Source organism: Streptomyces zaomyceticus (assembly GCF_014656215.1).
Lineage (GTDB): Bacteria > Actinomycetota > Actinomycetes > Streptomycetales > Streptomycetaceae > Streptomyces > Streptomyces zaomyceticus.
In genome coordinates, this window is sequence record NZ_BNBZ01000014.1 from 179,776 (window position 1) to 189,612 (window position 9,837).

Annotated in this window: 7 protein-coding genes, 1 tRNA gene and 1 pseudogene; 6 read left to right on the forward strand and 3 right to left on the reverse strand. The window is 68.7% G+C overall.

What is annotated here, in order from left to right:
* Positions 1-4 precede the first annotated feature (4 nt).
* A tRNA-Leu gene (locus IE311_RS20040) sits at positions 5-91 on the reverse strand.
* A gap of 554 nt (positions 92-645) precedes the next feature.
* On the opposite strand from IE311_RS20040, the gene IE311_RS20045 reads away from it, so the two are divergent.
* The 6 genes from IE311_RS20045 to pknB all read left to right on the forward strand — a co-directional run bounded on the left by IE311_RS20045 (position 646) and on the right by pknB (position 8,814).
* Positions 646-1,506, forward strand: coding sequence for an FhaA domain-containing protein (locus IE311_RS20045; RefSeq protein ID WP_189833093.1), 861 nt, complete (start codon positions 646-648; stop codon positions 1,504-1,506).
* A gap of 10 nt (positions 1,507-1,516) precedes the next feature.
* On the forward strand, positions 1,517-2,041 hold the full coding sequence (locus tag IE311_RS20050) for an FHA domain-containing protein FhaB/FipA (RefSeq protein WP_189833094.1): 525 nt from the start codon (positions 1,517-1,519) through the stop codon (positions 2,039-2,041).
* A gap of 182 nt (positions 2,042-2,223) precedes the next feature.
* Entirely contained in the window at positions 2,224-3,720 is a 1,497-nt protein-coding gene (locus IE311_RS20055) for a Stp1/IreP family PP2C-type Ser/Thr phosphatase (protein WP_189833095.1), read from the forward strand.
* A 26-nt stretch (positions 3,721-3,746) separates the two neighbouring features.
* Complete coding sequence (locus IE311_RS20060) at positions 3,747-5,186, forward strand: FtsW/RodA/SpoVE family cell cycle protein (protein ID WP_189833096.1); 1,440 nt, start codon at positions 3,747-3,749, stop codon at positions 5,184-5,186.
* Complete coding sequence (locus IE311_RS20065; RefSeq protein WP_189833097.1) at positions 5,183-6,649, forward strand: peptidoglycan D,D-transpeptidase FtsI family protein; 1,467 nt, start codon at positions 5,183-5,185, stop codon at positions 6,647-6,649. Before IE311_RS20060 ends, IE311_RS20065 begins: the two co-directional genes overlap by 4 nt.
* A 155-nt stretch (positions 6,650-6,804) precedes the next feature.
* The gene (gene pknB, locus IE311_RS20070) at positions 6,805-8,814 is read left to right on the forward strand and encodes a Stk1 family PASTA domain-containing Ser/Thr kinase (RefSeq protein ID WP_189833098.1); all 2,010 of its coding nucleotides are present in this window, start codon (positions 6,805-6,807) and stop codon (positions 8,812-8,814) included.
* Positions 8,815-8,991: 177 nt separating this feature from the next.
* Here pknB and IE311_RS20075 read toward each other — a convergent pair whose 3' ends face one another.
* Together IE311_RS20075 and IE311_RS36760 are read right to left on the reverse strand one after the other, a co-directional pair.
* Complete coding sequence (locus IE311_RS20075) at positions 8,992-9,666, reverse strand: class E sortase (RefSeq protein ID WP_189833099.1); 675 nt, start codon at positions 9,664-9,666, stop codon at positions 8,992-8,994.
* A gap of 37 nt (positions 9,667-9,703) precedes the next feature.
* Positions 9,704-9,837 (reverse strand): annotated as a pseudogene (locus IE311_RS36760) (class E sortase); the annotation flags it as partial.

The window sequence follows — 9,837 nt, forward strand, 5'->3', positions numbered from 1 at the left end:
CGTCTGGTGCGCGAGGGGGGAGTTGAACCCCCACGCCCTTTCGGGCACTGGAACCTGAATCCAGCGCGTCTGCCTATTCCGCCACCCGCGCATTGGGTGTGCTCCGGGCTCTCTCACTTTTCGGTGCGAGCGCCTGGCGACATCAGAAGATTAGCACGTCGCAGACCGTGGATTCACATCCGTTGTTTGGCCTCCGCTCACGGAGACAAAGGTGAGGGAGGGGCGGAACGACGGACGGGGGGACGGGCGGTGCCGACGAGGACGGGAGAGTGCGGGTGAGAAGGGAGGGCAGGAGCGGGAGGAAGCGGACGGACAGTCCCCGAACACCCACGGAGCACTCCCGGATCCCCCTCGGATCGCCGTCCGCCGTCCCTCGGATCGCCGTCCGATCGCCTTCGGATCGCTGTCCGATCGCCTTCGGATCGTCCTCGCATCGCCGTCCGATCACCCTCGGACCCGGACCGAGCCCCCGCTCCCACAGTCGGGTGCGGGACACTGTCCACAGGCCGCCTCTACGATCCGTGGGGAAAGCCTGTGAGAGGTGACACTCGTCCACAGGGCAGAGAAGGGGAACCAGCCGATTTCCCGACGCGTGGATACGATCAGTAAGCAGTACCAGGACGACAACGACGGAGGAGGTGCCCCATGGGAGTGATGAAGCGTTTCGAGCAGCGTCTCGAAGGTCTGGTCAACGGCACCTTCGCCAAGGTGTTCAAGTCCGAGGTCCAGCCTGTCGAGATCGCCGGTGCGCTCCAGCGCGAGTGCGACAACAACGCGCAGATCTGGAACCGCGAGCGGACCGTCGTCCCCAACGACTTCATCGTGGAACTGAGCACGCCGGACTACGAGCGTCTCAGCCCCTACTCGGGCCAGCTCGGCGACGAGCTCGCCGGCCTGGTCAGGGACTACGCGAAGCAGCAGCGGTACACCTTCATGGGCCCGATCAAGGTCCACCTGGAGAAGGCCGAGGATCTCGACACCGGTCTGTACCGCGTCCGCAGCCGCACTCTGGCGTCGAGTACGTCACAGCCGCAGCCGTCCGCGGGCGGACCGCAGCAGCACCAGCAGCAGGCCCAGGGACAGGGTCGCGGCGGTTACGGGTACCCCCCGGCCGGCGCCCCGCCCATGCCCGCCTCCCCGCCTCCCGGCGCCCCCGGCCACCGGCCGGCGGCGGCGGCTCGTCCGACGGCCCCCGGCCCCGGTACGCACGGCGGAGCGGGCACCGCGGTCCGCCACTGGATCGAGATCAACGGCACCCGCCATCAGATCTCGCGCCCGACCCTGGTCCTCGGCCGCAGCACCGACGCGGACGTGAGGATCGACGATCCCGGCGTCTCCCGCCGGCACTGCGAGATCCGGACCGGAACGCCCTCGACGATCCAGGATCTGGGATCCACCAACGGCATCGTGGTGGACGGGCAGCACACCACCCGCGCTACGCTCCGCGACGGCTCGCGGATCGTCGTGGGCAGCACCACCATCGTTTACCGGCAAGCCGAAGGGTGAAGCGGGGGCAATGTCAGAGCTGACCCTGACGGTCATGCGGTTGGGTTTCCTGGCCGTTCTGTGGCTGTTCGTCATCGTGGCCGTCCAGGTCATCCGCAGCGACCTCTTCGGTACGCGGGTCACCCAGCGCGGTTCACGGCGCCAAGAGGCGCGACCTGCGCAGCAGCAGGCGCGGCAGGCCGCCGCGCCTCCGCAGCAGCGCGGCCAGCAGAGCGCGGGCGGTGGGCGGCAGCGCCGTGGCGCCCCGACCAAGCTGGTCGTGTCCGAGGGCACCCTCACCGGCACGACCGTCGCCCTTCAGGGGCAGACGATCACGCTGGGCCGGGCGCACGATTCGACGATCGTGCTGGACGACGACTACGCGTCCAGCCGGCACGCCCGGATCTACCCGGACCGGGACGGCCAGTGGATCGTCGAGGATCTCGGGTCCACCAACGGCACGTATCTCGACCGGACCCGCCTCACCACCGCCACACCGATTCCGCTGGGCGCGCCGATCCGCATCGGCAAGACCGTCATCGAGCTGCGGAAGTAGTGCTACATCATGAATAGGCGCGAGCGGAGCGAGCGAGTCGGGACGGTCCCCGCCACAGGCCGTGCCGCGCTCCTCCCGACCGGAGCGACTGAAGCGACCGGCGTGACCGGAGCGACCGGAGGGTGGGCAGTGTGGGTCGAGACCGGCTGTACCCCGATGCAGCGGCGACAGGGCAGGTGCGCATGACTCTGTCTCTGCGATTCGCCGCGGGCTCGCACAAGGGCATGATCCGCGAGGGCAACGAGGACTCCGGCTATGCCGGTCCCCGGCTGCTCGCCATCGCCGACGGCATGGGCGGCCAGGCCGCCGGTGAGGTCGCCTCCTCCGAGGTGATCTCCACGCTTGTCACGCTCGACGACGACGTCCCGGGTTCCGACATCCTCACCTCGCTGGGTACGGCGGTGCAGCGCGCCAACGACCAGCTCAGGATGATGGTCGAGGAGGACCCGCAGCTGGAGGGCATGGGCACCACGCTCACCGCCCTGCTGTGGACCGGCCAGCGGCTCGGTCTCGTGCACGTCGGCGACTCGCGTGCGTATCTGCTCCGCGACGGTGTGCTGACCCAGATCACGCAGGACCACACCTGGGTGCAGCGGCTCGTCGACGAGGGCCGGATCACCGAGGAAGAGGCCACGACCCACCCGCAGCGCTCGCTCCTGATGCGCGCGCTGGGCAGCGGCGACCATGTCGAACCCGACCTCTCCATCCGTGAGGTCCGGGCCGGCGACCGCTATCTGATCTGCTCCGACGGTCTGTCCGGCGTGGTCTCGCACCAGACCCTCGAGGACACCCTCGCCAGCTACCAGGGCCCGCAGGAGACCGTGCAGGAGCTGATCCAGCTCGCGCTGCGCGGCGGCGGTCCCGACAACATCACGGTGATCGTCGCCGACGTCCTGGACGTCGACGGCGGCGACACGCTCGCCGGTCACCTCAGCGACACCCCGGTCATCGTGGGCGCGGTCGCCGAGAACCAGGCCGCCCAGCTGAACGACGGCGGGGCGATGCAGACCCCGGCCGGCCGTGCCTCCGGACTCGGGCGCCCGGCTCCGCACCAGCAGCCGCCGGCCGGCGGGTTCGGCCCGCCCGGAAGCGGCGACGGCCACGGCTACGGCGGAATGCCCCCGGAGGGCTCCTTCGAGTCGTACACGGACGACGACTTCGTGAAGCCGCGCACCGGCCGCAAGTGGCTCAAGCGCTCCTTCATCCTGGTCCTCGCCCTGGCGGTCGTCGGCGGCGGCGCCTACGGCGGCTGGCGCTGGACGCAGACGCAGTACTTCGTCGGGTCCAAGGACCAGCACGTGGCGCTCTACCAGGGCATCAGCCAGGACCTGGCGTGGGTCTCGCTGTCGAAGGTAGAGAAGGACCACCCCGAGATCGAACTCAAGTACCTCCCCGCCTACCAGCGGAAGCAGGTCGAGGACACGATCACGGGCGGCAGCCTCGCCAAGGCCGAGACGAAGATCGCCGAGCTGGCCGTGCAGGCCTCGGCCTGCAAGAAGACCGAGCAGCGCCGCGCCGCCGCCGAGAAGGCCGCCGACCAGGCGAGCAAGCCGCCGGCCGAGACGCCGGACGGCGACGCCGCCACCCCTGACTCCAAGCCCACCACAGCCGCTCCGACCCCGGGTCCCACCCTCACCGCGGAGGAGCAGAAGCTGGCCTCGAACTGCGGCAAGCAGTAAGCACCCGTAGGGGGCCTTTCACCACCATGAGCGTTGTCACCAACACGACCACCATCGGCGCGATCGAGGCGCCGAGCCGCCGCAACACCGAGCTGGCGCTGCTGGCGTTCGCCGTCATCATCCCGGTGTTCGCCTACCTCAACGTGGGCCTGGCCATGGACGGCAAGGTCCCGGCCGGCATGCTGGGGTACGGCCTCGGCCTGGGGCTGCTCGCGGCCGTCGCCCACCTCGTGGTGCGCAAGTGGGCCCCGTACGCGGACCCGCTGCTGCTGCCCCTGGCGACCCTGCTCAACGGCATGGGCCTGGTGCTGATCTGGCGACTCGACCAGTCGCCTCGGCTGATCGCCACGTCGATGAACCGCTTCGGCACCTTCAGCCCCGACGCGCCCAGTCAGATGATGTACTCGGCGATCGGCATCGCCATGTTCGTGGGCGTGCTGCTGCTCCTGAAGGACCACCGCGTCCTGCAGCGCTACACGTACATCTCCATGGTGGTCTCGCTCATCCTGCTGCTGCTCCCGCTCGTTCCGGGCCTCGGCGCGGACGTCTTCGGTGCCAAGATCTGGATCCGTATCGGCGGCTTCTCGATCCAGCCCGGTGAGTTCGCCAAGCTGGTCCTGGCGGTGTTCTTCTCCGGCTACCTGATGGTGAAGCGGGACGCCCTGGCCCTGGCAAGCCGCCGCTTCATGGGGCTCTACCTGCCGCGCGGCCGTGACCTCGGCCCGATCCTCACGATCTGGGCGGTCAGCCTCCTCATCCTGGTCTTCGAGAACGACCTCGGTACGTCGATGCTGTTCTTCGGCATGTTCGTGATCATGCTGTACGTGGCGACGGAGCGGACCAGCTGGATCGTCATGGGTCTGCTGATGGCGGTCGCCGGTGCGGCGGTCGTCGGCTCCACGGCCAGCCACGTGAAGTCCCGTGTGGCGGCCTGGCTCGACCCCTTCGGCTGCCTGGAGACGGCCACCGACCAGAACATGCTGAACGCCTGCGACCAGATGACGCAGGTGCTGATGTCCTTCGGCTCCGGCGGCATCCTCGGCACCGGCCTCGGCCAGGGCAACTCCGACCTGATCCAGTTCGCCGCCAACTCCGACTTCATCTTCGCCACCGTCGGCGAGGAGCTCGGGCTGGCCGGCGTCATGGTCTTCCTGCTCCTCTACGGACTGATCGTCGAGCGCGGCATCCGCACCTCCCTCGCCGCCCGCGACCCCTTCGGCAAGCTGCTCGCGATGGGCCTCTCCGGCGCCTTCGCGCTCCAGATCTTCGTCGTCGCCGGCGGTGTGATGGGGCTCATCCCGCTCACCGGTATGACGATGCCGTTCCTCGCGTACGGCGGATCCTCGGTGATCGCCAACTGGGCTCTGATCGGCATCCTGATCCGGATCAGCGACACCGCGCGCCGCCCGGCGCCCGCGCCCGCCCCGTCCCCCGACGCCGAGATGACCCAGGTGGTCCGTCCGTGAACAAGCCGCTGCGCCGGGTCGCGATCTTCTGCGGCCTGCTCATCTTCGCCCTGCTCGTGCGCGACAACTGGCTCCAGTTCGTCCGTGCCGACGAGCTGAACGCCCACCCGAAGAACACGCGCGTCCGGATCGAGCGCTACGCCAACGAGCGCGGCAACATCATCGTCGACGGCAAGCCGATCACCGGCTCGGTCGACTCCGGCGACGAGTACTTCAAGTTCAAGCGCACCTACACCGACGGCCCCATGTGGGCCCCGGTCACCGGTTACGCCTCGCAGGCCTACGACGCCAACCAGATCGAGAAGATCGAGGACGGCATCCTCACCGGCAACGACGACCGGCTCTTCTTCGACCGCACGCTCGCCATGTTCACCGGCGACAAGAAGAAGGGCGGCGACGTCGTCACCACCCTCAACGGCGCCGCGCAGAAGGCCGCCTTCGAGGGCCTCGGCAAGAAGACCGGCGCCGTCGTCGCCATCGAGCCGAAGACCGGCAAGATCCTGGCGATGGCGTCCACGCCGTCGTACGACCCCTCTTCCTTCGCCGGCTACTCCCGCAAGGACGAGAAGGCCTGGGTCGCGCTCGAGAAGGACAAGAACAAGCCGAAGCAGAACCGCGCGATCCGCGAGATCTACCCGCCCGGTTCCGTCTTCAAGGTCGTCACCGCCGCCGCTGCCCTTGAGAACGGCAAGGTCAAGGACATCGACGCGGCGACCGACACCCCCGAGGGCTGGAAGATCCCGCTCTCCAGCAAGGAGATGGTCAACCACGCCAAGGGCTGCGCCAACGCCAGCCTGAAGCGCGCCCTCGACATCTCCTGCAACTCGGTCTTCGCGAAGCTCGGCGACGACGTCGGCCGCGACAAGATGGTCGAGATGGCCGAGAAGTTCGGTTTCAACGCCGAGCAGTTCACCCCGGTCCGCTCCTCCGCCTCGGTCTACGACAAGAACGCCGACCGCGGTGGAAACGCGCTCTCCTCCATCGGCCAGTTCAACACCGCGACCACCCCGCTCCAGATGGCGATGGTCACAGCGGCGATCGCCAACGACGGCAAGCTGATGAAGCCGTACATGATCGACGAGCTGCGCGCCCCCAACGTCGACCTGCTCAAGAAGACCGAGCCGGAGGAGATGAGCCGCCCGGTCTCGCAGGAGAACGCGCAGCTGCTCCAGCAGATGATGGAGAGCGTCGTCACCAACGGCACCGGCGGCAAGGCCGACCTGAACATGGACGGCGTGAAGGTCGGCGGCAAGACGGGTACGGCCCAGCACGGCGACAAGAACGCGAAGCGCCCGTACGCCTGGTTCATCTCGTACGCGAAGAACGCCGAGGGCTCCCCGGTCGCGGTCGCCGTGATCGTCGAGGACTCGGCGGGCACCTCGCGTGAGGACATCAGCGGTGGCGGTCTCGCCGCCCCGATCGCGAAGGCCGTGATGAAGGCGGTCCTGAAGACCCGGGGCTGACGTCTCGGCCCCGTACGTGCCAGGTACCGGTCAGGTATCAGCTATCGGCCCCGGGCGGAACGTCTTCCCGGGGCCGGTAGCGTATGCGCGAACAGCACACACCGCCGGACCACCCATGGGTGCGGTCGGGACAGACGGAGAGGGCTGGATTAGCTATGGAAGAGCCGCGTCGCCTCGGCGGCCGGTACGAGCTGGGCTCGGTGCTCGGCCGTGGTGGCATGGCCGAGGTGTACCTCGGACAGGACACCCGGCTCGGCCGCACCGTCGCCGTGAAGACGCTGCGGGCCGACCTGGCCCGCGACCCGTCCTTCCAAGCCCGGTTCCGCCGTGAGGCACAGTCCGCCGCCTCGCTGAACCACCCGGCGATCGTCGCGGTCTACGACACCGGCGAGGACTACGTCGACGGGGTCTCCATCCCGTACATCGTGATGGAGTACGTCGACGGGTCGACCCTGCGTGAGCTGCTGCACTCCGGGCGCAAGCTGCTGCCCGAGCGCACCCTCGAGATGACGGTCGGCATCCTCCAGGCGCTGGAGTACTCGCACCGCGCCGGCATCGTGCACCGTGACATCAAGCCGGCGAACGTCATGCTGACGCGCACCGGCCAGGTCAAGGTCATGGACTTCGGCATCGCGCGCGCCATGGGCGACGCGGGCATGACCATGACGCAGACCGCCGCGGTGATCGGCACGGCCCAGTACCTCTCCCCCGAACAGGCCAAGGGCGAGCAGGTCGACGCCCGCTCCGACCTGTACTCCACGGGCTGCCTGCTGTACGAGCTCCTCACCGTCCGTCCCCCGTTCATCGGTGACTCCCCGGTCGCGGTCGCGTACCAGCACGTGCGCGAGGAGCCGCAGCCGCCGAGCAACTTCGACCACGAGATCACGCCCGAGATGGACGCCATCGTCCTCAAGGCGCTGGTCAAGGACCCCGACTACCGCTACCAGTCGGCCGACGAGATGCGTGCGGACATCGAGGCCTGCCTCGACGGTCAGCCGGTCGCGGCGGCCGCGGCGATGGGGATGGGCATGGCGGGCGCGCCCGCGTACGGCGGTGGCTACGGCGGTTACCCGCCGGAGGACCAGCCGACCACGGCGCTGCGCCAGGCCGATCCGGCGGGCCAGACGTCGATGCTGCCCCCGATCAATCCGGACGACGGCGGCTACGGCTACGACGACCGCCCGGACCGCCGTCGTGGTGGCCAGAAGAAGTCGAACACCTCGACGATCCTGCTGGTCCTCGCGGGCATCCTGGTGCTCGTCGGCGCGATCTTCATCGGTGTCTCCCTCTTCGACAAGAAGGACGGCCCCCGGCAGATCACCGTGCCGCAGCTGGTCGGCCAGACGGTCGAGGCGGCGACAGGGCTCGCGACCAACGCCGAGGTGAAGTTGCAGGAGGCCGGCGTCGAGCGCTGCGACCAGCCCAAGGGCACCATCTGCCGCCAGAACCCGGAGGCGGACGGCGGCAAGATGGACACCGGGGCCACGGTCCAGGTGTACGTCTCCGAGGGCGCTCCGCTCACCGAGGTCCCGGACGTCGTCGAGCAGTCCCAGGAGCGCGCCGAGGAGTCCCTGAAGGGCAAGGGCTTCAAGGTGAAGGTCGAGCAGGAGGAGTCCGACGAGGACCCCGGCTCGGTCCTGCGCCAGAACCCCCAGGGCGGCACCAAGGCGGAGAAGAACTCCGAGGTGACGATCACCATCGCGAAGCAGAAGCTGTCCCAGCTTCCCGATGTGAAGACCCGGAGCTACGAGCAGGCCGTGCAGCAGCTGAACGCGGTCGGCTTCACCAACATCGGCCGTCAGGACGTGGACTCCGACCAGCCCGCGGGCACGGTCGTCGACCAGACTCCGCAGGGTCCCTCGGACCAGGCGAAGGACGTCCAGATCACGCTGAAGGTCTCCAAGGGCCCGCAGCAGACCCAGGTCCAGATCCCCGCCGACATGGGCGGCAAGAAGTTCAAGGACGTCAAGCAGCAGCTTGAGGGCCTGGGCCTGGTGGTCGTCCAGCAGGGGTCGGACAAGGAAGACGCCACGGTGCTCGGCTCGACGCCGCAGCCGGGTTCGATGGTCAACACCGGCGACACGGTGAACGTGGTCACGGTGGGCGGCGGAGGCGACAACGGCAACGGGGACAACAACGGTGGAGGCGGCGGCTTCTTCGACTGACGGTCGTCCCCCGCACCGGCACGTGGGAGAGCCCCGGCATCCAGTGGATGCCGGGGCTCTCCCCTGTCCGCGGGCCGGGCCCCCGCCCGGCCCCGGATCAGTGAGGTTCCGTGGCGGTGCGGTTCCGCCGCAGCACGGTTGCGGCCCGGCGCGGGTCCGCCTCTCGTCGGTTCCGCCTCAGCGCAGTTCCGCCGGAGGCGTGCGGTCGCGGTCGACCTTCTCCGTGCGCTCCAGCTCGCCCCAGACGATGTAGCGGTAGTCGGAGGTGTACATGGGGGTGCAGGTGGTCAGGGTGATGAACCGGCCCGGCTTGGTCTTGCCGGACTCCTTGGGCACGGGCTGGAGGACGTCCACGTTGTACTTCGTGGTCTCCGGCAGGGTCTTGTAGACCTTGTAGACGTACCAGGTGTCCTTGGACTCGAAGACGATCGAGTCGCCGTTCTTCAACTTGTGGATGTTGTGGAATTTGGCGCCGTGTCCGTCCCGGTGCGCGGCGAGCGTGAAGTTGCCCTGCTTGTCCTGCGGGAGCGCGGACTTGACCGGGTCGGTGTAGAAGCCGGCGACGCCGTTGTTGAGGATGCCGCTGTCGGTGCCCTGTTTGACCAGGACCTCGCCGTTGTTCATCGCCGGCACGTGCAGGAACCCGATGCCGTCCTTGGTGTCGAGCTGTCCGGGGCCGTCGGCCCAGCGGTCGCGGACCTGGGCGCCGTCCTTGTCCGCGGCGCGGTCGGCGAGGACGTTCGTCCACCACAGCGAGTAGACGACGAAGAGGCCGAGCACCACGCCCGCCGTGATGAGGAGTTCACCGAAGACGCTGATGATCCCGGCGATCCGATTACGCACGCGTGCCACTAGGTCGTCCCGTCGTCCCGTCCGGAGGTGTCGGGTCTCAGCCTACGAGCGCTTTCGGCTTTCCCTGGCTGCGCGGGCGTTCCTCGACCAGCCTGCCCCACACGATCATGCGGTAGGTGCTGGTGAACTCGGGTGTGCAGGTGGTGAGTGTGATGTAGCGGCCGGGTTCGG

Coding starts and splice junctions, on each gene's coding strand:
- IE311_RS20055 (WP_189833095.1), top strand. CDS start 2,224: ATGACTCTGTCTCTGCGATTCGCCGCGGGCTCGCACAAGGGCATGATC.
- IE311_RS20050 (WP_189833094.1), top strand. CDS start 1,517: ATGTCAGAGCTGACCCTGACGGTCATGCGGTTGGGTTTCCTGGCCGTT.
- pknB (WP_189833098.1), top strand. CDS start 6,805: ATGGAAGAGCCGCGTCGCCTCGGCGGCCGGTACGAGCTGGGCTCGGTG.
- IE311_RS20060 (WP_189833096.1), top strand. CDS start 3,747: ATGAGCGTTGTCACCAACACGACCACCATCGGCGCGATCGAGGCGCCG.
- IE311_RS20045 (WP_189833093.1), top strand. CDS start 646: ATGGGAGTGATGAAGCGTTTCGAGCAGCGTCTCGAAGGTCTGGTCAAC.